The sequence below is a fragment of the Streptomyces sp. NBC_01216 genome, assembly GCF_035994945.1.
Taxonomy (GTDB): domain Bacteria; phylum Actinomycetota; class Actinomycetes; order Streptomycetales; family Streptomycetaceae; genus Streptomyces.
Genome location: NZ_CP108677.1, coordinates 1852210 through 1875106, shown reverse-complemented (window position 1 = coordinate 1875106; position 22897 = coordinate 1852210). Strand labels below are relative to the sequence as shown.

At 70.8% G+C, this 22897-nt stretch carries 23 protein-coding genes; 15 read left to right on the top strand and 8 right to left on the bottom strand.

What is annotated here, in order from left to right; translation table 11 throughout:
* Positions 1–17: 17 nt before the first annotated feature.
* Both whiG and OG393_RS07800 read left to right on the top strand, forming a co-directional pair.
* Positions 18–854 carry an RNA polymerase sigma factor WhiG gene (whiG, locus tag OG393_RS07805; protein WP_327373907.1) on the top strand — a complete coding sequence of 279 codons (837 nt, stop codon included), beginning with the start codon at positions 18–20 and terminating at the stop codon, positions 852–854.
* A gap of 56 nt (positions 855–910) precedes the next feature.
* Complete coding sequence (locus OG393_RS07800) at positions 911–1468, top strand: TetR/AcrR family transcriptional regulator (protein WP_327378346.1); 558 nt, start codon at positions 911–913, stop codon at positions 1466–1468.
* Between the two features lie 87 nt (positions 1469–1555).
* Here OG393_RS07800 and OG393_RS07795 read toward each other — a convergent pair whose 3' ends face one another.
* Entirely contained in the window at positions 1556–2023 is a 468-nt protein-coding gene (locus OG393_RS07795) for a M23 family metallopeptidase (protein ID WP_327373906.1), read from the bottom strand.
* A gap of 253 nt (positions 2024–2276) precedes the next feature.
* On the opposite strand from OG393_RS07795, the gene rpsB reads away from it, so the two are divergent.
* The 6 genes from rpsB (at position 2277) to OG393_RS07765 (ending at position 8576) form a co-directional block, all read left to right on the top strand.
* Positions 2277–3200, top strand: coding sequence for a 30S ribosomal protein S2 (gene rpsB, locus OG393_RS07790; protein WP_327373905.1), 924 nt, complete (start codon positions 2277–2279; stop codon positions 3198–3200).
* 111 nt (positions 3201–3311) lie between these two features.
* A complete protein-coding gene (tsf, locus tag OG393_RS07785) occupies positions 3312–4148 on the top strand; it encodes a translation elongation factor Ts (RefSeq protein WP_327373904.1) in 837 nt (278 codons plus the stop codon).
* A gap of 159 nt (positions 4149–4307) precedes the next feature.
* A complete protein-coding gene (gene pyrH, locus OG393_RS07780; RefSeq protein WP_327373903.1) occupies positions 4308–5072 on the top strand; it encodes a UMP kinase in 765 nt (254 codons plus the stop codon).
* Positions 5073–5161: 89 nt separating this feature from the next.
* On the top strand, positions 5162–5719 hold the full coding sequence (gene frr / locus OG393_RS07775; RefSeq protein ID WP_327373902.1) for a ribosome recycling factor: 558 nt from the start codon (positions 5162–5164) through the stop codon (positions 5717–5719).
* Complete coding sequence (locus OG393_RS07770) at positions 5719–6819, top strand: phosphatidate cytidylyltransferase (RefSeq protein ID WP_327373901.1); 1101 nt, start codon at positions 5719–5721, stop codon at positions 6817–6819. Before frr ends, OG393_RS07770 begins: the two co-directional genes overlap by 1 nt.
* A gap of 140 nt (positions 6820–6959) precedes the next feature.
* Positions 6960–8576 carry an MFS transporter gene (locus tag OG393_RS07765; RefSeq protein WP_327373900.1) on the top strand — a complete coding sequence of 539 codons (1617 nt, stop codon included), beginning with the start codon at positions 6960–6962 and terminating at the stop codon, positions 8574–8576.
* 67 nt (positions 8577–8643) lie between these two features.
* Here the strand turns inward: OG393_RS07765 and OG393_RS07760 are convergent, their stop codons facing one another.
* Positions 8644–9060, bottom strand: coding sequence for an arsenate reductase ArsC (locus OG393_RS07760; protein ID WP_327373899.1), 417 nt, complete (start codon positions 9058–9060; stop codon positions 8644–8646).
* 103 nt (positions 9061–9163) lie between these two features.
* On the opposite strand from OG393_RS07760, the gene OG393_RS07755 reads away from it, so the two are divergent.
* Positions 9164–9478: an ArsR/SmtB family transcription factor gene (locus tag OG393_RS07755; RefSeq protein ID WP_327373898.1), complete on the top strand. Its 315-nt coding sequence runs from the start codon at positions 9164–9166 to the stop codon at positions 9476–9478.
* 151 nt (positions 9479–9629) lie between these two features.
* Positions 9630–10403: an MIP/aquaporin family protein gene (locus OG393_RS07750; protein WP_327373897.1), complete on the top strand. Its 774-nt coding sequence runs from the start codon at positions 9630–9632 to the stop codon at positions 10401–10403.
* A 313-nt stretch (positions 10404–10716) separates the two neighbouring features.
* On the opposite strand, the gene OG393_RS07745 is transcribed toward OG393_RS07750, so the two are convergent.
* Together OG393_RS07745 and OG393_RS07740 are read right to left on the bottom strand one after the other, a co-directional pair.
* The gene (locus tag OG393_RS07745; RefSeq protein ID WP_327373896.1) at positions 10717–10923 is read right to left on the bottom strand and encodes a hypothetical protein; all 207 of its coding nucleotides are present in this window, start codon (positions 10921–10923) and stop codon (positions 10717–10719) included.
* 112 nt (positions 10924–11035) lie between these two features.
* On the bottom strand, positions 11036–11734 hold the full coding sequence (locus tag OG393_RS07740; RefSeq protein ID WP_327373895.1) for a DUF6928 family protein: 699 nt from the start codon (positions 11732–11734) through the stop codon (positions 11036–11038).
* A 207-nt stretch (positions 11735–11941) separates the two neighbouring features.
* Here OG393_RS07740 and rlmN point away from each other — a divergent pair, with 207 nt between their 5' ends.
* From rlmN to OG393_RS07720, 4 genes are all read left to right on the top strand, one after another.
* On the top strand, positions 11942–13048 hold the full coding sequence (rlmN, locus tag OG393_RS07735) for a 23S rRNA (adenine(2503)-C(2))-methyltransferase RlmN (RefSeq protein WP_327373894.1): 1107 nt from the start codon (positions 11942–11944) through the stop codon (positions 13046–13048).
* Positions 13049–13279: 231 nt separating this feature from the next.
* Positions 13280–14362, top strand: coding sequence for a thiamine ABC transporter substrate-binding protein (locus tag OG393_RS07730; RefSeq protein ID WP_327373893.1), 1083 nt, complete (start codon positions 13280–13282; stop codon positions 14360–14362).
* On the top strand, positions 14338–16029 hold the full coding sequence (locus OG393_RS07725) for an ABC transporter permease (RefSeq protein WP_442817276.1): 1692 nt from the start codon (positions 14338–14340) through the stop codon (positions 16027–16029). The genes OG393_RS07730 and OG393_RS07725 overlap by 25 nt, the downstream gene beginning before the upstream one ends.
* Positions 16029–17060 (top strand): ABC transporter ATP-binding protein, encoded by a 1032-nt coding sequence (locus tag OG393_RS07720; RefSeq protein WP_327373891.1) that lies wholly within the window; start codon positions 16029–16031, stop codon positions 17058–17060. The genes OG393_RS07725 and OG393_RS07720 overlap by 1 nt, the downstream gene beginning before the upstream one ends.
* An 84-nt stretch (positions 17061–17144) precedes the next feature.
* Here the strand turns inward: OG393_RS07720 and OG393_RS07715 are convergent, their stop codons facing one another.
* The 4 genes from OG393_RS07715 to OG393_RS07700 form a co-directional block, all read right to left on the bottom strand.
* Positions 17145–18287 (bottom strand): hypothetical protein, encoded by a 1143-nt coding sequence (locus OG393_RS07715; RefSeq protein WP_327373890.1) that lies wholly within the window; start codon positions 18285–18287, stop codon positions 17145–17147.
* Positions 18269–19003 (bottom strand): ABC transporter ATP-binding protein, encoded by a 735-nt coding sequence (locus OG393_RS07710; RefSeq protein WP_327373889.1) that lies wholly within the window; start codon positions 19001–19003, stop codon positions 18269–18271. The genes OG393_RS07715 and OG393_RS07710 overlap by 19 nt, the downstream gene beginning before the upstream one ends.
* 230 nt (positions 19004–19233) lie before the next feature.
* Positions 19234–20613, bottom strand: a complete 1380-nt coding sequence (locus OG393_RS07705; protein ID WP_327373888.1) for an aspartate aminotransferase family protein — start codon at positions 20611–20613, stop codon at positions 19234–19236.
* A complete protein-coding gene (locus OG393_RS07700) occupies positions 20598–21089 on the bottom strand; it encodes an Lrp/AsnC family transcriptional regulator (protein ID WP_327373887.1) in 492 nt (163 codons plus the stop codon). The genes OG393_RS07705 and OG393_RS07700 overlap by 16 nt, the downstream gene beginning before the upstream one ends.
* 193 nt (positions 21090–21282) lie before the next feature.
* On the opposite strand from OG393_RS07700, the gene OG393_RS07695 reads away from it, so the two are divergent.
* Positions 21283–22719 carry a gamma-aminobutyraldehyde dehydrogenase gene (locus OG393_RS07695; RefSeq protein ID WP_327373886.1) on the top strand — a complete coding sequence of 479 codons (1437 nt, stop codon included), beginning with the start codon at positions 21283–21285 and terminating at the stop codon, positions 22717–22719.
* The last annotated feature ends 178 nt before the right edge of the window (positions 22720–22897 follow it).

Genomic DNA, 22897 nt, shown 5'->3' with positions numbered 1-22897 from the left:
ACGGCTCAAGGCAACGCATGCCCCAGCACACCTCCGGGTCTGACCGCGCTGCGGTGCCCCCAGCAGCCCGGGGCACCGTGCGACCGCCCGCACCGACATCGCTCGACGAGCTCTGGCGGTCCTACAAGGACACGGGTGACGAGCGGCTCCGGGAGCAGCTGATCCTTCACTACTCGCCCCTGGTGAAGTACGTCGCCGGACGCGTCAGTGTGGGGCTGCCCTCCAACGTCGAGCAGGCCGACTTCGTCTCCTCCGGTGTCTTCGGACTCATCGACGCCATCGAGAAGTTCGACGTCGAACGCGCGATCAAGTTCGAGACGTACGCCATCACCCGCATCCGCGGCGCGATGATCGACGAACTGCGCGCCCTCGACTGGATCCCCCGCTCCGTCCGCCAGAAGGCACGCAACGTCGAGCGTGCCTACGCCACCCTCGAAGCCCGGCTGCGCCGCACTCCATCCGAGGGCGAGGTGGCCGCCGAACTGGGCATCGGACTCGAGGAACTCCACGCGGTTTTCAGCCAGTTGTCCCTGGCGAACGTCGTGGCCCTCGAGGAGCTCCTGCACGTCGGTGGCGAGGGCGGCGACCGGCTGTCGCTCATGGACACCCTCGAGGACACCGCCGCCGACAATCCGGTCGAGATCGCCGAGGACCGTGAACTGCGACGACTCCTCGCCCGCGCCATCAACACCCTCCCCGAGCGCGAGAAGACCGTCGTCACGCTGTACTACTACGAGGGCCTCACCCTCGCCGAGATCGGAAACGTCCTCGGCGTCACCGAGAGCCGCGTCAGCCAGATCCATACCAAGTCCGTCCTGCAGCTGCGGGCCAAGCTCGCCGACGCGGGACGCTGACGACGCCGCAACCCCGGTCGTACAGTGGAGCCGTGCCCAGGATTCGAGCGGCCAGTGTGGCCGAGCACCGGACGATGCAACGCGGCGCCCTGCTGGACGCCGCACGATCCCTGCTGTCCGAGGGCGGTACGGAGGCGCTGACCTTCCCCGCCCTCGCCGAGCGCACGGGTCTCGCCCGCTCGTCGGTGTACGAGTACTTCCGCTCGCGCGCGGCCGTCGTCGAAGAACTGTGCGCCGTCGACTTCCCGGTCTGGGCGGCCGAGGTCGAGGCGGCCATGGCGCGCGCGGCGACCCCCGAGGACAAGGTCGAGGCGTACGTCCGCAGGCAACTGGAGCTGGTCGGCGACCGCCGGCACCGAGCGGTCGTCGCGATCTCGGTCAGTGAGCTCGACGACGGCGCCCGCGAGAAGATCCGCGCAGCCCACGGAGGGCTCGTATCCATGATCGTCGAGGTGCTCGGCGACCTCGGCCAGGACCAGCCCCGCCTCGGAGCCATGCTGCTCCAGGGCGTGGTGGACGCGGCCGTCCGCCGCATCGAACTGGGAGCGGCCGAGGAACCCGGACAGATCACCCAGGCAGCGGTCTCCATGGCCCTGCGCGGCGCCCGCGGCTGACCGGCTCCCCACCCGCCCGGGGGGCCGCCCGCCCCCACCCCCTCCCTTCCCTCGGTCCTTCTCGTTCCCGCCTCCCAGTCCCGCAGGTCAGGGCGCGCCGTGTACGGGGAGCAGGCGGGAGGGGCCCTGGTGCGGCAGGCGCAGGGGGTTCAGGTAGGTGTCGCCTCTCAGCAGGCCCCAGTGCAGGCAGGACTCGGGGCAGTGCGGGGCGCTTTTCCGCTGTGGTGCGAGTGTGGCCACCACCTGGCCGCGGGTGACGGTGGTGCCCCGGGGCACCAGGGGCGTCACAGGCTCGTATGTGGTCCGCAGGGGAGGGGAGCTCCGGCCGGACAGCGTGACCGTGAGGACGCCGCGTCCGGCGACCGGGCCGGCGAAGGTGACCAGCCCGGAGGCCACGGCGCGGACCTCCGTGCCGGGCGGCGCGGCGAGGTCGACGCCGCGGTGGCCCGCGGCGTACGGCCCGGCCGGCGGTTCCCAGCCCCGGACGACGTCCGGGGGAGAGGTGCCGACGGGCCACATGAGGGCGAGGGCGAGGACCCATGGTGTGAGGTGCATGGGGATACCGTCCCGCGCGGGAGGGATTCGTGCGGATCATGGCGGATATCTGTGGACTACCGGTCGGTTGTGGACAGCGCCGTCACCCGGCACCCCCCGGGTCCCGTACACTTCCTATGGCGATCCGGGTCACCGGGTCGACTTCGCACGCCCCACCACCACCCTCACCGGTCGTGGCAGCGCCTTTCGGTCCTTCGTGGCACGGCGCGTCGAGGCGTCAGGACATAACCGAGAAACCCAAGGAGATACGGCCATGGCCGTCGTCACGATGCGGGAGCTGCTGGAGAGCGGCGTCCACTTCGGTCACCAGACCCGTCGTTGGAACCCGAAGATGAAGCGCTTCATCTTCACGGAGCGCAACGGCATCTACATCATCGACCTGCTCCAGTCGCTGTCGTACATCGACCGCGCCTACGAGTTCGTCAAGGAGACCGTCGCACACGGCGGCTCCATCATGTTCGTGGGTACGAAGAAGCAGGCCCAGGAGGCCATCGCCGAGCAGGCGACGCGCGTCGGCATGCCGTACGTCAACCAGCGTTGGCTCGGTGGCATGCTCACCAACTTCTCCACCGTCTACAAGCGTCTGCAGCGCCTCAAGGAGCTCGAGCAGATCGACTTCGAGGATGTGGCCGCCTCCGGTCTCACCAAGAAGGAGCTCCTGGTCCTCTCCCGCGAGAAGGCCAAGCTGGAGAAGACCCTCGGTGGTATCCGCGAGATGCAGAAGGTGCCGAGCGCCGTCTGGATCGTCGACACCAAGAAGGAGCACATCGCCGTCGGTGAGGCGCGCAAGCTCCACATTCCGGTCGTCGCGATCCTGGACACCAACTGCGACCCCGACGAGGTCGACTACAAGATTCCGGGCAACGACGACGCGATCCGCTCCGTCACCCTGCTCACCCGCGTGATCGCCGACGCCGTCGCCGAGGGCCTCATCGCCCGCTCCGGCGCCGCGACCGGCGACTCGAAGCCGGGTGAGAAGGCCGCCGGCGAGCCGCTCGCCGAGTGGGAGCGCGACCTGCTCGAGGGTGAGAAGAAGGCCGACTCGGACGAGGCCGCCGAGAAGCCGGCCGAGGCGCCCGCCGCCGAGGCTCCGGCCGCCGAGGCGCCCGCCGCTGAGGCCCCCGCTGCCGAGGCTCCGGCCGCTGAGGCTCCGGCTGCCGAGGCCGAGCAGGCCTGACCCACCGCCTGACCTGCACAGGTCCGGTTGTTTCGGATGTCGACGGCGGGGGCGGATGCCCCCGCCGTCCACCCGTAGATCTTTCAGACTTCGAGAGAGAAACTCAGACTCATGGCGAACTACACCGCCGCTGACGTCAAGAAGCTCCGTGAGCTCACCGGCGCCGGCATGATGGACTGCAAGAAGGCTCTGGACGAGGCCGACGGCAACGTCGACAAGGCCGTCGAGGCCCTGCGCATCAAGGGCCAGAAGGGCGTCGCCAAGCGCGAGGGCCGTTCCGCCGAGAACGGTGCCGTCGTCTCCCTCATCGCCGACGACAACACCTCCGGTGTTCTGGTCGAGCTGAAGTGCGAGACGGACTTCGTCGCCAAGGGCGACAAGTTCCAGGCCGTCGCCGCCGCCCTCGCCGCGCACGTCGCCGCCTCCGCCCCGGCCGACCTCGAGGCGCTGCTCGCCTCCGAGATCGAGGCCGGCAAGACGGTCCAGGCGTACGTCGACGAGGCCAACGCCAACCTGGGCGAGAAGATCGTCCTGGACCGCTTCGCGCAGTACGCCGACGGTTTCGTCACCGCGTACATGCACCGCACCATGCCCGACCTCCCGCCGCAGATCGGTGTCCTCGTCGAGTTCGACAAGGAGAACGCCGAGATCGCCAAGGGTGTCGCGCAGCACATCGCCGCCTTCGCGCCGAAGTACCTCACCCGTGAGGACGTTCCGGCCGAGGTCGTCGAGACCGAGCGTCGCGTCGCCGAGGAGACCACCCGCGCCGAGGGCAAGCCCGAGGCCGCGCTCCCGAAGATCGTCGAGGGTCGCGTCAACGGCTTCTTCAAGGACGCCACGCTGCTCGGCCAGCCGTACGCGCTCGACAACAAGAAGTCCGTCCAGCAGATCCTGGACGAGGCCGGTGTCACCCTGAAGCGCTTCACGCGCATCAAGGTCGGCATCTGAGTCCGTACGCGACGGACACCGGACCCCGGTAGGGTCTGGAGCTGTTGTCCGCGTTCGCGTAGGACGACCGCAGATCTGACGAGGAGGCCATTGCCGTAAGGGAAGCCGCAAGGACCCAATCGGCAATGGCCTTCGTCGTATGTGCACGAGGAGATCTCCATGAACCAGGGCGCCGCACAGGGCGACGACATCCACGGCAAAAAGGCCGGACGCTTCATGCTGAAGCTGTCCGGTGAGGCGTTCGCCGGCGGCGGCGCACTCGGCGTCGACCCCGACGTCGTGCACAAGATCGCGCGCGAGATCGCCGCGGTCGTGCGCGACGGCGCGGAGATCGCGGTCGTGATCGGCGGTGGCAACTTCTTCCGCGGCGCCGAACTGCAGGTGCGCGGCATGGACCGGGCCAGGTCCGACTACATGGGCATGCTCGGCACGGTGATGAACTGCCTCGCCCTCCAGGACTTCCTGGAGAAGGAAGGCATCGACTCCCGGGTCCAGACCGCCATCACCATGGGGCAGGTCGCGGAGCCGTACATCCCGCTCCGCGCCGTGCGCCACCTGGAGAAGGGCCGCGTGGTCATCTTCGGCGCCGGTATGGGCATGCCGTACTTCTCCACCGACACCACGGCCGCGCAGCGGGCCCTGGAGATCGACGCCCAGGCACTGCTGATGGGCAAGAACGGAGTGGACGGGGTCTACGACTCCGACCCGAAGACCAACCCCGACGCGGTCAAGTTCGATGCGCTGGAGTACGGCGAGGTGCTCTCCCGCGACCTGAAGGTCGCCGACGCCACCGCCATCACCCTGTGCCGCGACAACACCCTTCCGATCCTCGTCTTCGAACTGCTCGCCGAGGGCAATATCGCGCGCGCGGTGAAGGGTGAGAAGATCGGCACTCTCGTGAGCGACCAGGGCACCCGGGCCTGAAACCGGGTACCGCCCCGCGAGGGGATGGACAGAGCCCTGCCGGTCGTGCACCGTGCAGGACAAGACGCGACGACACGCAGGAGCAAGTGGTGATCGAAGAGACCCTCCTCGAGGCCGAGGAGAAGATGGAGAAGGCCGTCGTGGTCGCCAAGGAGGACTTCGCCGCGATCCGCACCGGCCGTGCGCACCCGGCGATGTTCAACAAGATCGTGGCCGACTACTACGGTGCGATCACGCCGATCAATCAGCTGGCGTCGTTCTCGGTGCCCGAGCCGCGGATGGCCGTGGTGACCCCGTTCGACAAGAGCGCGCTACGCAACATCGAGCAGGCGATCCGCGACTCGGACCTCGGCGTCAACCCGAGCAACGACGGCAACATCATCCGTGTGGTGTTCCCGGAGCTCACCGAGGAGCGCCGCCGCGAGTACATCAAGGTCGCCAAGGGCAAGGCCGAAGACTCGAAGATCTCCATCCGTTCGGTGCGCCGCAAGGCGAAGGAGGCCATCGACAAGCTGGTCAAGGACGGTGAGGTCGGCGAGGACGAGGGCCGTCGCGGCGAGAAGGAGCTCGACGACACCACCGCGAAGTACGTCGCGCAGGTGGACGAGCTGCTCAAGCACAAGGAAGCCGAGCTGCTCGAGGTCTGATGAACGACTCTTCCTGGGGGGCCCCGGCCGGCACTGGCTACCGGGGACCCGACCAGGGGCCCCTTCCGGCGGGTCCCCCCTACGATGGGCATGACGCACAGCAGACTCGGCCCATGCCCATCGTGCCCGACGTTCCGGCCGCCGGAGACCAGGATGACGACCGGGGGGCCACTCGGCCGAGTGGCCCCCTGTTCCGTGACGAGAACCCGTCCCGTGACGAGAAGCCGCAGGAGCCCATGCCCACCCCGCACCAGCCTGCTACGGCTCCGCAGCCCCCGCGGAAGAAGAGCGCGGGGCGTGACCTGGGTGCGGCCATAGGGGTCGGCGTCGGGCTCGGCGCCGTCATCATCGCGTCGCTGTTCGTCTGGAAGGCGGCGTTCGTCGGCGTCATAACGGTCGCCGTCGTGGTCGGCCTGTGGGAGCTCACCTCCCGCCTCCAGGAGCGCAAGGCCATCAGGGCGCCGCTCGTCCCGCTCGCCGTCGGCGGCGCGGCGATGGTCGTCGCCGGTTACCTCCGGGGCGCGGAAGGCGCCTGGGTCGCCATGGCTCTGACGGCGCTCGCGGTGCTCGTGTGGCGGATGACGGAACCTCCCGAGGGATATCTGAAGGACGTCACGGCGGGTGTCTTCGCGGCGTTCTACGTACCGTTCCTGGCGACGTTCGTGGCGTTGATGCTCACCGCCGGCGACGGCCCGCAGCGCGTGCTGACCTTCCTGGTGCTGACCGTGGTCAGCGACACGGGGGCGTACGCGATCGGCTGGCGCTTCGGCAAGCACAAACTGGCTCCGAGGATCAGTCCCGGGAAGACCCGGGAGGGACTGTTCGGCGCGGTGGCCTTCGCGATGGCGGCGGGCGCGCTGTGCATGCAGTTCCTCATCGACGACGGCACATGGTGGCAGGGGCTGCTGCTCGGCCTGGCGGTCGCGGCGACCGCGACGCTCGGCGATCTCGGTGAGTCGATGATCAAACGCGATCTGGGCATCAAGGACATGGGCACGCTGCTTCCGGGCCACGGGGGGATCATGGACCGGCTCGACTCCCTGCTGCCGACGGCGCCGGTCGTCTGGCTACTGTTCGTGATCTTCGTCGGTTCGGCCTGAGCCGTCCCCGTGCGGCCGAAGGGCCCGTCACCCCCGGCTGTCCGGGGGAGGTGACGGGCCTTCCGGATGTCCGGGCCCGGGCGGGCCGGACGGGCGGTCGCCGGTCGCAGGGATCACCGGCAGATGGTGACAATACGGTCATGACACCGACAGCAGACGCCGGCGCGGCACCGGCGGGCGCCCGGTCGGTCCTGTTGACACTCGCGGCCGGCCAGTTCCTGATGGCGCTCGACAGCTCCGTCATGAACGTCTCCATCGCGACGGTGGCCGAGGACGTGGGCACGACGGTGACCGGCATCCAGGGAGCCATCACCGCCTACACCCTGGTGATGGCGATGTTCATGATCCCCGGCGGCAAGGTGGGGGTGCTGATCGGCCGCCGGCGCGCCTTCATGATCGGCTGTTGCGTCTACGGCTGCGGCTCGCTGACCACGGCCCTCGCGCCGAACCTTCCCGTACTGCTGCTGGGCTGGGCGTTCTTCGAAGGCGTCGGGGCGGCACTGATCCTGCCCTCGATCGTGGCACTGGTGGCCGGCAACTTCGCCACCGGGCGCCGGGCCGCCGCGTACGGCATCGTGGCGGCGGCCGGAGCCGTGGCCATCGCGCTCGGCCCGCTCGTCGGCGGTGTCGCCACGACCTACTTCTCCTGGCGTTGGGTCTTCGCCGGCGAGGTCCTCGTCGTCGTCGTCATCCTCCTGTTCGCCCGCCGGATCGCCGACACGGTCGACGAGCGACGCTCCCGGATCGACCTCGTCGGCGCCCTGCTGTCCGCCCTCGGGCTGGGGATCTTCGTCTACGGCGTTCTCCGTTCGGGTGAATGGGGCTGGGTCCGGCCGAAGCCCGACGCGCCGGCCTGGCTCGGCGTGTCGCTCGTCGTGTGGCTGATGACGGCCGGGCTGCTGCTCGTCTACCTGTTCCTCCGTTGGGAGGCCCGTCTCGTCGAGCGCCGCGGTGAACCGCTCATCGACCCGGCCATGCTGCGCAACAGGCAGCTCACGGGTGGTCTGACGATGTTCTTCTTCCAGTACCTCGTCCAGATGGGCGTCTTCTTCGTCGTCCCGCTCTACCTGTCCGTCGCCCTCGGCCTGTCCGCGCTGTCGACCGGCGTCAGGATCCTGCCGCTCTCGCTGACGCTGCTGGCCGCCGCCGTCCTGATCCCGAGACTGCTTCCCGACGTGTCACCGCGGCGGGTGGTGCGGGTCGGGGTGCTCGCGCTGCTCGCGGGCGCGGTCGTCCTGATGGCCGCGCTGGACTTGGGCGCGGGCGCGGAGATCGTCACCGTCCCCCTGCTGCTGATCGGGTTCGGCATGGGAGCGCTGGCCTCCCAGCTCGGCTCGGTCACGGTGTCCGCCGTGCCCGACCGGCAGAGCGCGGAGGTCGGCGGAATCCAGAACGCCGTCACCAACCTCGGCGCCTCCCTCGGCACGGCGCTCGCCGGCTCGCTGATGATCGCCGCGCTCACCTCCTCGTTCCTGAACGCCGTTCAGCGGGACGAGGCGATTCCCGCCGAGGTCAAGGGCCAGGCGGCCGTCCAGCTCCAGAGCGGAGCCCCGTTCCTCTCGGACGCCCAGCTGTCGAGCGCCCTCGACGCGGCGGGTACCAGCCCGGAGGTGGCCCAGGCCGCGCTGGACGCGAACGAGGCGGCGCGGCTCGACGGTCTGCGGGCCGCCCTCGCGATCCTCGCCGGAGCGTCGGCCGTGGCGCTGTTCTTCACCTCGCGCATCCCCCGGACCCAGCCCGGCGCGCCGCCACCCTGATCCGGACCCCGATCCGGCACGCTGCCGGCCGGCCCCGGCGCCTCGCGATTGGTGTGGTGGACGGGGTTCATGCCTCCCGGCGCGCGTCGATCTCGGCGATGAGGGACTCGACGCGCGTCCTGATCAGGTCGCGGATGGGGCGGACCGCCTCGACGCCCTTGCCGGCCGGGTCCTCCAGGGTCCAGTCCAGGTAGGTCTTGCCGGGAAAGACCGGGCAGGCGTCGCCGCAGCCCATCGTGATGACGTAGTCGGACGCCCGGACGGCCTCGGTGGTGAGGACCTTCGGCGTCGCGGCGGAGATGTCCACGCCGACCTCCCGCATGGCCTCGACCGCCGCCGGGTTGACGAGCGCGCCCGGAACGGAACCGGCGGAGCGGACCTCGATCCGGTCGCCGGCCAGGTGGTGCAGGAATCCGGCGGCCATCTGGGAGCGGCCCGCGTTGTGGACGCAGACGAACAGCACGGAGGCGAGCGGCGCGGTCATCGGTTTCTTCCTCGGGGCAGGTGTGCCGACGCGGCCGTGGGGCTCGCCCCGGGGCCGTGACGCCGGCTGGTATCAGCGACGGATGATGTGAAAGTATCAGCTTATGCTGACGTCAGTCGACACTGACCTGATGCGGGTGCTCGCCGACCCGCTCAGGCTCCACATCGTGACCCTGCTCGCCCGCGAGACGCTCTGCACCACCCACCTGGTGGAGGAGACCGGCGCCCGGCAGACCAACCTCTCCAACCATCTGAAGGTGCTGCGCGAGGCCGGCGTCGTGGAGACCGAGCCCTGCGGCCGGTTCACGTACTACCGGCTGCGGGCGGAGGTCGTCGAGGCGCTCGCCGACCGGTTCGCCGAGCTGGCCCGGACCGCGCGCGCCGGCGCGGCGGCCGACTCCAGACGAGCCTGCCCGTGAGCCGCCGTGGCCCGGCCTGCCGCGGCCCGGCTCTGCCCGGGGCCCCCGGCCCGGTCTTCGGTGCTCCCCGCCCGCCCGTGAGTCTCCGCGCCCCCGGCCCGAGCGCCGCCCTCTCCACCGTCCCGTCCCACCCGTCCGAGGGGAACCCGTCGTGACCGCCATCGAGCCCGTCGTGGCCGACGCCATAGCCGCCGACCCGCCGCCGCGCGCCGTGCCGGCGCCCCGCCCCCCGCTCCTCGCCCGCGCCGCCGCGGAGTTCGTCGGCACGGCCGGCCTGGTGGCGGTCGTGGTCGGGTCCGGCATCCAGGCCACCACGCTCACCGACGACGTGGCGCTCCGACTGCTGGCCAACTCCACCGCCACGGTCTTCGGCCTCGGGGTCCTGATCGTCCTCCTCGGGCCGGTCTCCGGCGCCCACTTCAACCCGGCCGTCACCCTGGCCGAGTGGTGGACCGCCCGCCGCGGGGGTACGGGCGTGAAGGCGCGCGAGGCCGCCGCCTACGTCCCCGCGCAGCTCGTCGGCGCGGTCGCCGGAGCCGTCCTGGCGGACGCGATGTTCGGAGAGCCCCTGGTGCGCTGGTCGACCCACGACCGCTCGGCCGGCCATCTGCTCCTCGGCGAGCTCGTGGCCACCGCCGGTCTGATCCTGCTGATCTTCGGCCTGGCGCGTACGGGCAGGCTGGGCTTCGCACCCGTCGCGGTCGCCTCGTACATCGGGGCGGCCTACTGGTTCACGTCCTCCACGTCCTTCGCGAACCCCGCGGTCACCCTCGGCCGGGCCTTCACCGACACCTTCGCGGGCATCGCGCCCGCCTCCGTCCCGGCGTTCGTCGGCATGCAGCTGATCGGTGCCGCGGTGGGCCTGGGCCTCGTCGCCGTCGTCTTCGCCCGCGGCCGCACGGCCGCGCCGGCGACCGCCGGGTGACTCGGCCCCGGCGCAGCGGCCCCACTCCGGCGGCGGTGAGCCGGGCCACCGGCGCGCGTCTGCGACGCTCGTGAACCAAGCCCAAGCCCGGAGCACTGATCTCCCACGGGCGGCTTCGCGGTCGAGTCGGAGGCCGACGATGGTGGCAGCCAGGACGGATTCGCCGGGGTGCGGCCGTGGCCCGCGTCCTGCCAGTCGGTGAGGGCCAGGACGGTGTCCGGCTCCTCGTCGTCTGGGCGTCGAGCGTCTGGCGGACGATGTCGCCAACGCGTCGGCCGCCGAGGACGGATCGTGACCGAATTGTCCAACGCTCTCACTGAGCCCACACTGTCTGGAACTCTTCGGCCGGGACGACTTCCAGCGGGTCCTCTTCAGGATTGAGCGACTGGTCCGTCAGGAACCCGTGCTCGTCCTCCAGGTGCTCCCGGCTGTACCGGTGGAGTCGGCCGGCCGGAGTCAGCTCGGCCTGCTTGATGGCAACCAACTCACCGCGGTCGGGTACGGCCTCGAAGTACCACAAGCCGCCCTCCTCGTCGGCATGGCGAAAGTGGTGCCGCAGGGTGGCCCCCTCATCAAGAGATCGGAAGTACGCCACGCTCGCTGCTCGGACGCGATCCAGGTCAATCACAGGATCACTGTGCCGGCGAGCGCGTGCGGTTGCACCGTTCTGACATCCACAGGTCGGTTCCGTGAGGTTCCCGCACCTGGAATCCGTGGAGGTCGATGCCGTATGCGTCGATGTCGTCAGGTTCGGCGCGGCCCTCCCGGACGAAGCCGCAGAGTGCGCGGAGGGCATCTTCGCCCAGGTCCAGCGGGTGGAAGGGGAGCGGGTACGGTTCTTCCTCCTCGTCGGGCCAGGGGACGATGTCTGCGGGGCGGTCCCCGGCCCAGTAGGGCAGCTCGAAGGGGAGCGGTTCGCCGATGTTCTCGATGATGCCGCTGTCCGGCGACAGGCTCAGGGAGCGGATCAGGCGCCCGTCCTCCCACACCGCGAATGCGAGCCAGTCGACGACACTGTGCATGGCGTGCAGGACGAGTCGTCGGTCGGCGCTCGCCGCGACGAGGTGCCCGGGAAGCCGGGACGGGAAGTCGACCATCACCCGTCGGTCGCAGACGATCTCCACGCCGGGCCAGCTCGCGGCGTACGCCGTGCTCTTCGGTGGGTATACGCCGCCGCCCAGCGTCGAGCCGGGGAGCTGTTCGATCTCCCAGCCCGGGTAGAGGCGCCACATCATCTCGGACGTCCGCGGCGGGTCCGCCGCCCCCGCCTGTCGCAGCAGGCTCGGCACCTCGCCGTCGGCATAGATGAGCAGTCCCGTTCTGGCTCCCATGGCCCCTACCCGATGAGTCGCGTTCGATGGTCGTCGCACCCTAGCCATCGGCACTGACAGAGCCAGGAGGGTCCGAGCAAGTAAAGCGCTGGGCCGTCCCTGGGCCGTCCGAGGTCGACCAACGCTGACAGACGGCGCCCACGGGTGACCACCCCCACCCCACTCTGGCCTGGGCGCCCCGAGTTGATCTGCGACACTGGAAGGGTTATGCCGAAGCCCGGAGAACTCACTTTCGTCGCCCCGCGCGGAGCCAAGAAGCCGCCGCGGCACCTCGCCGACCTCACGCCCGCCGAGCGCAAGGAAGCCGTCGCCGCCATCGGCGAGAAGCCGTTCCGCGCCAAGCAGCTGTCCACGCACTACTTCGCGCGGTACGCCCACGATCCCGTCGAGTGGACCGACATCCCCGCCGCGTCCCGGGAGAAGCTCCAGGGAGAGCTGCTGCCCGACCTGATGTCCGTGGTCCGCCACATCTCGTGCGACGACGACACCACCCGCAAGACGCTGTGGCGGCTGCACGACGGCACGCTCGTCGAATCCGTGCTCATGAGGTACCCGGACCGGGTCACCATGTGCATCTCCTCGCAGGCCGGCTGCGGCATGAACTGCCCGTTCTGCGCGACCGGACAGGCCGGACTCGACCGGAACCTCTCGACCGCCGAGATCGTGCACCAGATCGTCGACGGCATGCGCGCGCTGCGTGACGGAGAGGTGCCCGGCGGGCCGGCGCGGCTGTCCAACATCGTCTTCATGGGCATGGGCGAGCCGCTGGCCAACTACAAGCGCGTCGTCGGCGCGGTCCGCCGGCTCACCGACCCCGAGCCGGACGGCCTCGGGCTCTCGCAGCGCGGCATCACCGTCTCCACCGTCGGCCTGGTTCCCGCGATGCTCCGCTTCGCCGACGAGGGCTTCAAGTGCCGCCTCGCCGTCTCGCTGCACGCCCCCGACGACGAGCTGCGCGACACCCTCGTGCCCGTCAACACCCGCTGGAAGGTGCGCGAGGTCCTCGACGCCGCCTGGGAGTACGCGGAGAAGTCCGGCCGCCGGATCTCCATCGAGTACGCCCTCATCCGGGACATCAACGATCAGGCATGGCGAGGCGACCTGCTCGGCAGGCTCCTCAAGGGCAAGCGGGTGCACGTCAACCTCATCCCGCTGAACCCCACGCCCGGCTCCAAGTGGACCGCGTCCCGCCCCGAGGACGAGAAGGCGTTCGTCGAGGCCATCGCGTCCCACGGCGTACCCGTCACCGTGCGTGACACCCGCGGCCAGGAGATCGACGGTGCCTGTGGACAGCTTGCGGCGGCGGAGCGCTGACCTTGTAGCCTGGGCTCGCACACACGCACATTCCGACAGGGGAGCGCCACAGCGCTGAGAGTGCGGCACCGTCAGGCCGCAGACCCTCTGAACCTCGCCCAGGTCATTCTGGGTAGGGAGTCCGGTCGTCACTCAAGCTGTTGCGCCCTGCCCGCACGGCGTGGACCCGCAGGGGTCCATGGCCGCGTGGGCGGGGCCGCGTCTCTTCCTGGTCACCCCAGGAGGAATCAAGTGAACACCAAGAAGTCGGCCGCCGCGGCGCTCGTCGCCGCGCTCGGCGTCACCACCCTCGCCGCATGCGGAGGGTCCGGCGACACGACGGCGGACGCGCCCGCGCCCAAGACCGTCAGGCTCGTCAGCCACGACTCCTTCAACGCCTCCGAGGAGGTCCTGGCGGAGTTCGAGCGGAAGACCGGCTTCACGATCGAGGTCGTGAAGAGCGGCGACGCCGGCGAGGCCGTCAACAAGGAGATCCTCACCAAGGGCAACCCGCAGGGCGACGTCTTCTTCGGCGTCGACAACACCCTGCTGTCCCGCGCCCTCGACAACGGGATCTTCGTCCCCTACGAGGCGAAGGGCCTGGACCGGGTCCCCGCCGCGCTCCGGACGGACGCCAAGCACCGGGTCACCCCCGTCGACTCCGGCGACATCTGCGTCAACTACGACAAGAAGTACTTCGCCGACAAGAAGCTCGACCCGCCGCAGACCTTCGACGACCTCGCGAAGCCGGCGTACAAGGACCTGCTCGTCGTCGAGAACCCGGAGCGTTCCTCCCCGGGCCTCGGCTTCCTCCTCGGCACGGCAGCCCGATACGGCGACGACGGGTGGCAGGACTACTGGACCAGGCTCAAGGCCAACGGCGTGAAGACCGTCGACAGTTGGGAGCTCGCCTACAACCAGGAGTTCTCCGGCTCCGCCGGCGGCCGGAAGGCCAAGGGGGACAGGCCGCTGGTCGTCTCCTACGCCTCGAGCCCGCCGGTCGAGGTCCTCTACTCCGAGCCGCAGCCGAAGGACGCCCCCACCGGTGTCTCCACCGGCACCTGCTTCCGGCAGACCGAGTTCGCCGGCCTGCTCGACGGGGCGAGGAACCCCGAGGGCGGCAAGCTGCTGATCGACTTCCTGATCTCCAAGACGTTCCAGGACGACATGCCGCTCCAGATGTTCGTCAACCCGGTCGCGGCGGACGCCACCCTGCCCGAGCTGTTCACCCGGCACGGCGTGGTGATCGACGACCCGCAGACCATGACCCCGGAGGAGATCGCCCGGAACCGTGACGAGTGGATCAAGTCGTGGTCCTCGCTCGTCCTGAAGTAGACGGACCGACGCATCGGCGGGACGTGCGCGGGAGCGCGGCTCGGCTCGGCCTGATGGTCCTGCCCGTCGCGTTCTTCGCGATCTTCTTCGCCTGGCCCGTGGCCTCCATCGTCGAGCGGGGACTGCGGGTCGACGGGACCTGGCGGTTCGGGGGATTCGCCCGGACCCTGGCCCGGCCCGAGATCCTCGACGTGCTGTGGTTCACGCTCTGGCAGGCGCTCGCCTCCACCGCGCTGACCCTGCTCCTCGCGCTGCCCGGCGCGTACGTCTTCGCGCGTTTCGACTTCCCCGGCAAGGGCGTCCTGCGAGCCGTGGTCACCGTGCCGTTCGTGCTGCCCACGGTCATGGTCGGGACCGCGTTCCTGGCACTGGTCGGACGCCGCGGGCTGCTCGACGAACTATGGGGTGTCCGCCTGGACACCGGGGTCTGGGCGATTCTCCTGGCCCACGTGTTCTTCAACTACGCGGTCGTCGTGCGAACCGTCGGCGGCCTGTGGGCCCAGCTCGACCCGCGCCAGGAGGAGGCGGCCCGGATGCTCGGCGCCTCCCGGTGGACGGCCTGGCGGACCGTGACCCTGCCCGCCCTCGTGCCCGCCGTCGGTGCCGCCGCCCTGATGGTCTTCCTGTTCACCGCCGGCTCGTTCGCCGTCGTCCAGATCCTCGGCGGGCCGACGTACTCCACCCTGGAGACGGAGATCTACCGGCAGACCGTCGTCCGCTTCGACCTGGGCACGGCCGCCGTGCTCACGCTCGTGCAGTTCGCCGCCGTCGGCGCCATCCTGGCCGTGCACGCCCGGACGGTACGGCGGCGGGAGACCGCCCTGCGCCTCGTCGCACCCGAGCGGACCGCACGGCGCCCGCGGGGCCCCGGCCAGTGGACGCTGTTCGGGGCTGTCCTGCTGTCGATCGCCCTGCTGATCGTGCTGCCGCTCGTGGTACTGGCCGAGCGGTCCCTCGACACCCCGGAAGGCTACGGACCGGGCTACTACCGGGCCCTCCAGGAGACCGACCCCTCCGGCACCTTCCTCGTCCCGCTGACCGACACGATCGTGAACTCCCTCCAGTACGCCGTCGTCGCCACCGGCCTCGCCGTCCTCATCGGCGGACTCGCCGCCGCGGCCCTCACCCGGCGGGCGGGCCGCTTCGTCCGAGGCTTCGACGCGCTGCTGATGCTGCCGCTCGGGGTCTCCGCGGTCACCGTCGGCTTCGGCTTCCTCATCACGCTCGACGAACCGCCGCTCGACCTGCGGTCCAGCTGGATCCTCGTCCCGCTCGCCCAGGCGCTGGTCGGTGTCCCCTTCGTCGTCCGCACGATGCTGCCCGTGCTGCGCGCCGTGGACGACCGGCTGCGGGAGGCGGCGGCCGTGCTCGGCGCCTCACCGCTGCGGGCCTGGCGCGAGGTGGACCTGCCACTGGTGCGGCGCGCGCTGCTGATCGCGGCCGGCTTCGCCTTCGCCGTCTCGCTCGGCGAGTTCGGGGCGACCGTCTTCATCGCCCGCCCCGACCGCCCCACCCTGCCGGTCGCGGTGGCGCGGCTGCTCGGCCGTCCCGGCGAACTCAACTACGGCCAGGCGATGGCCCTCTCGACGATTCTGATGGCGGTGTGCGCGGTGTCCCTGCTGCTGCTCGAACGACTCCGCACCGACCGGACCTCCGGGGAGTTCTGATGCTGACTCTCGACGACGCGACCGTACGGTTCGGTGACCGCGCGGTACTCGACGCGGTCGGCCTGGACGTCGCCGAACACGAGATCGTGTGCGTGCTCGGCCCCAGCGGCAGCGGCAAGTCCACCCTGCTCCGGGCCGTCGCCGGGCTCCAGGCGCTGGACGGCGGCCGGGTCCTGCTCGGCGGAGCCGACCAGGCCGGGGTGCCCGTGCACCGGCGGGGCGTCGGCCTGATGTTCCAGGACCACCAGCTCTTTCCGCAGCGGGACGTCGGCGGCAACGTCGCCTTCGGGCTGCGGATGGCCGGCGTGGGCCGGGCCGAGCGGGCCGAGCGGGTCGCGGAGCTGCTCGACCTGGTCGGGCTGCCCGGGGCGGCCCGGCGGGCGGTCGCCTCGCTCTCCGGCGGAGAGCAGCAGCGGGTGGCGCTGGCCCGGGCGCTCGCCCCCCGGCCCCGGCTGCTCATGCTGGACGAGCCGCTCGGCCAACTCGACCGCGGACTGCGGGAACGGCTGGTGACCGAACTTCGGGACCTCTTCCGGCGACTGGGGACGACGGTGCTGGCCGTCACCCATGACCAGGGGGAGGCGTTCGCCCTCGCGGACCGCGTCGTCGTGATGCGCGACGGCCGGATCGCCCAGTCGGGCACGCCCCTGGAGGTCTGGCAGCGTCCGGCCTCCGAGTTCGTGGCACGCTTCCTCGGCTTCGACAACGTCGTGGCGGCGACCGTGAGCGGCGGGGTGGCGGACACGGTATGGGGCAGGGTCCCCGTCCCGGAGGGCACGCCGTGCGAGGCGACCAGGCTGCTGGTGCGGCCCGGCGGCGTCCGGCTGGCCGCTCCCGGCGACGGACTGCCCTGCACGGTCGAGACCCGTACCTTCCGCGGCGGCCGGGTGGAGGTCCGGCTCCGCCCGGACGACGGACCCGCGCTGGACGCGGAGTGCACGCTGCCCGAGGCGCCCGAGGCGGGCGCGCGGGTAGGCGTGACCTTCGCCGCGGCGGAGGTCGTGGTCCTGGCGCCCGACACCGCAGGCTGACGGCCCGGCCGCACTCTCCCCGGGACGGCGGGGCGGTGCGGCCTTCGGCGCGTCGCCACCGCCGCAGGCGGGCCCGGTCGTGGGTCAGCCGCGCAGTGGGACGGCCGCCAGTTCCGCCACCAGCCAGGTCAGCGGCAGGAAGACGGCCAGCAGGACGCCCGCCCGCAGCAGCGCCACCGTCCGCAGGACCGTCGGCGGCGCGCCCAGACGGAGCAGGGCCGCCGCGGTGTGCGCCCGGCACTGCCGGGACTCGAGGGCCGCCGTCAGCAGGGTGGCCGTGGTGCAGGCCGTCACCAGCGCCGCGCCGAGGCCGGTCAGCGGCCCGAAGTCGCCCGGACCGGATCCGTAGAGTCTCACCGACGCCAGCGCCCCGGAGGCCACCGCGCACACCAGGCCCAGCGGACGGCCGAGGCGCCGGGACTCGTCCATCAGCACGCGGCCCGCCAGCAGCCGGACCGCGCCGGGCCGGACGGCCTGGAGGAGTCGTCCGCACCAGTGCGTGATGCCGGGGCCCGCCACCACCAGACCCGCCGCCGTGAGGACCCACCCGGCGAGCACGCCCCCGGGGCTCGCCCCGAAGCGGCCCGGCAGCGGGAAGTCCCCGTTGCCACCGCCCTGGCCCGCGTACGTCTCCACGGCCAGGCCCAGGGCGAGGAGCGCGACGCCCCACGGGAGTCCCGAGGGGGTCGTCCGCTCGACGCCCTCCGAAGCCGCGGACCGGCCCGGCCGCAGCGCGAGGCCCGCCGCCGTCGAGGCGAGCACCGGCAGGACGGCGAGCAGGGTGAGGGCCGCCGCCAGCGGCACGGGCTGGTCCCCCGCGAGCAGCTCGGCCGCGGCGCCGTCGAAGGGCAGCCCGGTGAGGTCCCCCCGCAGGTGCAGGTAGAGCAGGAGGGCCACCACCGAGCCCAGTGTGCAGGAGACCGCGGTCGAGGCGGCGGCGAGCGCGGTGAGCCGGGCGGGGCCGAGCCCGACCGCCGACAGCCCCGGACGCGGGCGCGTGCTGGGGTCCGTGCGCGCGACGGCCACCGCGAGATGGACGGTCGCCGCCAGCGGCACCACGCACCACAGCAGCCGCGGTACGGAGGAGGCCGAGCGGTCCGGGTGGCCGACCGCGTAGCCCAGGGTGCACAGCAGCAGGAAGCCGACCCCGGCCGCCGCGGCGGCGACCAGGAGCCGCCGCAACAGCACCAGAGGAGGGGTTCCGCGGACTAGACGGAGAGCGAGCACGAGGCGACGCCCTCCGCCCCGGTGGCCGGCGGAAGGGAGCCCGCGCTGACGCGGCGCCCGTCCAACAGGCCGACCGCACGGTCGGCGAGGGCGGCCACCCGGGTGTCGTGGGTGGCGAGCAGCACCGTGATGCGGTGCGAGCGGGCCGCGGCGGTCAGGGTCCGCAGCACCTGCGCCCCGTCCGCGCTGTGCAGCGCGGCCGTGGGCTCGTCGGCGAAGAGCACCGAGGGCGTGGTGACCAGCGCTCTGGCGGTGGCGATCCGCTGGCGTTGCGACTGGGTCAGCGCGTGCGGGCGCTTGCGCGCGTACATGCCGACGTCGAGACGCTCCAGCCACTCCTGGGCGGCGGCCTTGGCGGCCCGGTGCGACACCCCGCGGAGCAGCAGCGGCAGGGCCGCGTTCTCCCAGGCGGAGAGTTCCGGGACGAGTCCGGGTTCGGGGTCGATCCAGCCGAACCGGTCCCGGCGCAGCCGTTCGCGCCGGAGCGCGGTCAGGGTGTGCACGGGGTCGCTGTGGAACCAGACCTCACCCTGCTCGGCGACGGCCTGCCCGGACAGGCAGCGCAGGAGGGCCGTCTTGCCGCTGCCTCGCGGACCGACCACGGCGAGGATCTCTCCCTCGCGGACCCCGAGGGAGACGCCGCTGAGCACGGGCGCTCCCCCCAGGGAGTAGTGCAGGGAACGCGCCCAGAGCACGTCGTTGTCCGGTGGGGCCATCGCGTACACCTCGAGGTCGGGTCGAGTCGGATCGAAGTCGGATCTGATGTGTTTCCCCCGTCGTTCCCCCGTCCGGGGGAACGACGAGGCGGGCCGGTCGGTCACTGGGCACCGTAAGGATTCGGATCCGGTCGTACGCACAGCACGCGGCCCGGGCAGCCGTCATCCACTCGGATGGGGGCATGCCCGGGCCGTTCACGCCGTGAGGGCGGCGTGGTCCGAGAAGAGCGTTACAGCTTCGTCCATGCCTCGGTGAGGGTGGCCCGGAGGATCTGCTCGATCTCGTCGAAGGTGGACTGGTCCGCGATCAGCGGCGGAGCCAGCTGGACGACCGGGTCGCCCCGGTCGTCGGCGCGGCAGTACAGGCCGTTGTCGTAGAGGGCCTTGGAGAGGAAGCCGTAGAGCACGCGCTCGGTCTCCTCGTCGGTGAAGGACTCCTTGGTCGTCTTGTCCTTGACGAGTTCGATGCCGTAGAAGAAGCCGTTGCCGCGGACGTCGCCGACGATCGGCAGGTCGTGCAGCTTCTGCAGCGTCGAGAAGAAGTTGCCCTCCTGGTCCAGCACGTGCTGGTTCAGGCCCTCCTTGTCGAAGATGTCGAGGTTCGCCAGGGCCACGGCGGAGGAGACCGGGTGGCCGCCGAAGGTGTAGCCGTGCAGGAAGGTGTTGTCGCCCCGGTAGAAGGGCTCCGCGAGGCGGTCCGAGACGATACAGGCACCGATCGGGGAGTAACCGGAGGTCATGCCCTTCGCGCAGGTGATCATGTCCGGAACGTAGCCGAACTTGTCGCAGGCGAACATCGTGCCGAGGCGGCCGAAGGCGCAGATGGTCTCGTCGGACACGAGCAGTACGTCGTACTGGTCGCAGATCTCGCGGACGCGCTGGAAGTACCCGGGCGGAGGAGGGAAGCAGCCGCCCGCGTTCTGCACCGGCTCCAGGAAGACGGCCGCGACGGTCTCGGGGCCCTCGAAGAGGATCTGCTGCTCGATCTGGTCGGCGGCCCAGCGGCCGAAGGCCTCGGGGTCGTCGCCGTGGATCGGGGCACGGTAGATGTTGGTGTTCGGCACCTTGTGCGCGCCGGGTACCAGCGGCTCGAAGGGGGCCTTCAGGGCCGGCAGGCCGGTGATCGACAGGGCGCCCTGCGGGGTGCCGTGATAGGCGACCGCGCGCGAGATGACCTTGTACTTGGTGGGCTTGCCCTGGAGCTTGAAGTACTGCTTGGCCAGCTTCCAGGCGGTCTCGACGGCCTCGCCGCCGCCAGTGGTGAAGAACACCTTGTTGAGGTCGCCCGGGGCGTAGCCGGCGAGGCGCTCGGCCAGCTCCACGGCCTTGGGGTGGGCGTACGACCACACCGGGAAGAAGGCCAGCTCCTGGGCCTGCTTGTACGCGACCTCGGCCAGTTCCTGGCGGCCGTGTCCGGCGTTGACCACGAACAGACCGGCGAGACCGTCGAGGTAGCGCTTGCCCTTGTCGTCGAAGATGTAGGTGCCCTCGCCCCGCACGATGGTGGGGACGGGGGAGTTCTCGTACGACGACATGCGGGTGAAGTGCATCCACAGGTGGTCGTAGGCGGTCTTGGAGAGGTCCTTGCTCACGGCTATCGGGTTCCCCACATGTAGGTCTGCTTCTTGAGCTTGAGGTAGACGAAGCTCTCGGTGGAGCGCACACCGGGGAGAGTGCGGATGCGCTTGTTGATCACTTCCAGCAGGTGGTCGTCGTCCTCGCAGACGACCTCCACCATCAGGTCGAACGAGCCGGCGGTCATCACCACGTACTCGCACTCGGCCATGGCCGTCAGCGCGTCCGCGACCGGGTCCAGGTCCCCCTCGACGTTGACGCCGACCATCGCCTGCCGCCGGAATCCCACGGTGAGCGGGTCGGTGACGGCGACGATCTGCATGACGCCCTGGTCGAGCAGTTTCTGGACCCGTTGCCGGACGGCCGCCTCGGAAAGACCGACGGCCTTGCCTATCGCGGCGTAGGGACGGCGACCGTCCTCCTGGAGCTGCTCGATGATCGCCAGGGAGACGGCATCGATCGTCGGGGACGAACCGGATCCGGTCCTGGAGTTAGCGCTTTGACTGGCCACGAGCTCACTCTGCACCGAGACTCGTCTGTCTGGCAAGCCCGGATCGATGAAATTCGTTGTTTATGATCCAGCATCTCACGGAATCCGAAGTTATGGACTGTCGGGCCTGTCGAAAGCGTCCGCCGAGCGACTACTGTGGGGGTGTCTCACCCATCGGGACAGAATGAACTCTGAACGACAGGAGGGGTGGCAAGTGACCACCGAGCTGCGCCGGCTGCGTAACTACATCAACGGGGAGTTCCGGGACGCCGCCGACGGGCGGACCATCGATGTGGTCAACCCGGCCACGGGCGAGGTCTTCGCCACGTCTCCGCTCTCCGGCCAGAGCGACGTCGACGCCGCCATGGAGGCCGCCGCCGCGGCGTTCCCGGCCTGGCGCGACACCACGCCCGCCGAACGCCAGAAGGTCCTCCTCAAGATCGCCGACGCCTTCGAGGAGCGGGCCGAGGACCTGGTCGCCGCCGAGGTCGAGAACACCGGCAAGCCGGCCGGCCTCACCGCGAGCGAGGAGGTCCCGCCCATGGTGGACCAGATCCGCTTCTTCGCGGGTGCCGCCCGGATGCTCGAGGGCCGCTCGGCCGGGGAGTACATGGAGGGCATGACCTCGATCGTCCGCCGCGAGCCGGTGGGCGTCTGTGCCCAGGTCGCGCCGTGGAACTACCCGATGATGATGGCCGTGTGGAAGTTCGCCCCGGCGCTCGCCGCGGGCAACACGGTCGTCCTCAAGCCCTCGGACACCACTCCCGCCTCGACCGTCCTGATCGCCGAGATCATCGGCCGGATCGTTCCCAAGGGCGTCTTCAACGTCGTCTGCGGCGACCGCGAGACCGGCAAGGCGATGGTCGAGCACGCGACCCCGGCGATGGCTTCCATCACCGGCTCGGTACGCGCCGGCATGCAGGTCGCCGAGTCGGCGTCCAAGGACGTCAAGCGCGTCCACCTGGAGCTGGGCGGCAAGGCGCCGGTCGTCGTCTTCGAGGACACCGACATCGCCAAGGCGGTCGAGGACATCTCGGTGGCGGGCTTCTTCAACGCCGGCCAGGACTGCACGGCCGCCACCCGCGTGCTCGTGCACGAGTCCATCCACGACGAGTTCGTGGCGCAGCTCGCCAAGGCCGCCGCCGACACGAAGACCGGCCTGCCGGACGACGAGGACGTGCTGTACGGCCCGTTGAACAACGCGAACCAGCTGGCCCAGGTCAGCGGCTTCGTCGAGCGGCTCCCCGCTCACGCCAAGGTCGAGACGGGCGGCCACCGGGTCGGTGACAAGGGCTACTTCTACGCTCCTACCGTGGTCTCCGGCCTGAAGCAGGACGACGAGATCATCCAGAACGAGGTCTTCGGACCGGTCATCACGGTGCAGTCGTTCCGTGACGAGGAGCAGGCCCTGGAGTTCGCCAACGGTGTCGAGTTCGCGCTCGCCTCCTCGGTCTGGACGAAGGACCACGCCCGCGCGATGCGCATGTCGAAGGCGCTCGACTTCGGCTGCGTCTGGATCAACACCCACATCCCGCTGGTCGCGGAGATGCCGCACGGCGGCTACAAGAAGTCCGGCTACGGCAAGGACCTCTCGGCGTACGGCTTCGAGGACTACACGCGCATCAAGCACGTGATGACGTCCCTGGGCTGATCACCCCGACGAGGACGGGCGGCCGGGTTCCTCCCCGGCCGCCCGTCGGCGTTCCGGGGCACACCGAGGCCGCGATGATCGACAAGGTGTCGGGGAAGGGGCCCCGGGGGAGACGGAGCGTCCATTGCCCCGGCGCGGAGGGCCGGAGGAAGCTGCTCGGGTGAGAGCGACAGCGAGG

Bases quoted from the DNA above. Each gene is read 5' to 3' on its own strand.
- OG393_RS07795 (WP_327373906.1), bottom strand. From the start codon at position 2,023: ATGCACCTCACACCATGGGTCCTCGCCCTCGCCCTCATGTGGCCCGTC.
- tsf (WP_327373904.1), top strand. From the start codon at position 3,312: ATGGCGAACTACACCGCCGCTGACGTCAAGAAGCTCCGTGAGCTCACC.
- OG393_RS07765 (WP_327373900.1), top strand. From the start codon at position 6,960: ATGACACCGACAGCAGACGCCGGCGCGGCACCGGCGGGCGCCCGGTCG.
- OG393_RS07710 (WP_327373889.1), bottom strand. From the start codon at position 19,003: ATGGCCCCACCGGACAACGACGTGCTCTGGGCGCGTTCCCTGCACTAC.
- OG393_RS07740 (WP_327373895.1), bottom strand. From the start codon at position 11,734: ATGGGAGCCAGAACGGGACTGCTCATCTATGCCGACGGCGAGGTGCCG.
- OG393_RS07755 (WP_327373898.1), top strand. From the start codon at position 9,164: ATGCTGACGTCAGTCGACACTGACCTGATGCGGGTGCTCGCCGACCCG.
- rpsB (WP_327373905.1), top strand. From the start codon at position 2,277: ATGGCCGTCGTCACGATGCGGGAGCTGCTGGAGAGCGGCGTCCACTTC.
- whiG (WP_327373907.1), top strand. From the start codon at position 18: ATGCCCCAGCACACCTCCGGGTCTGACCGCGCTGCGGTGCCCCCAGCA.
- pyrH (WP_327373903.1), top strand. From the start codon at position 4,308: ATGAACCAGGGCGCCGCACAGGGCGACGACATCCACGGCAAAAAGGCC.
- OG393_RS07760 (WP_327373899.1), bottom strand. From the start codon at position 9,060: ATGACCGCGCCGCTCGCCTCCGTGCTGTTCGTCTGCGTCCACAACGCG.
- OG393_RS07720 (WP_327373891.1), top strand. From the start codon at position 16,029: ATGCTGACTCTCGACGACGCGACCGTACGGTTCGGTGACCGCGCGGTA.
- rlmN (WP_327373894.1), top strand. From the start codon at position 11,942: ATGCCGAAGCCCGGAGAACTCACTTTCGTCGCCCCGCGCGGAGCCAAG.
- OG393_RS07770 (WP_327373901.1), top strand. From the start codon at position 5,719: ATGAACGACTCTTCCTGGGGGGCCCCGGCCGGCACTGGCTACCGGGGA.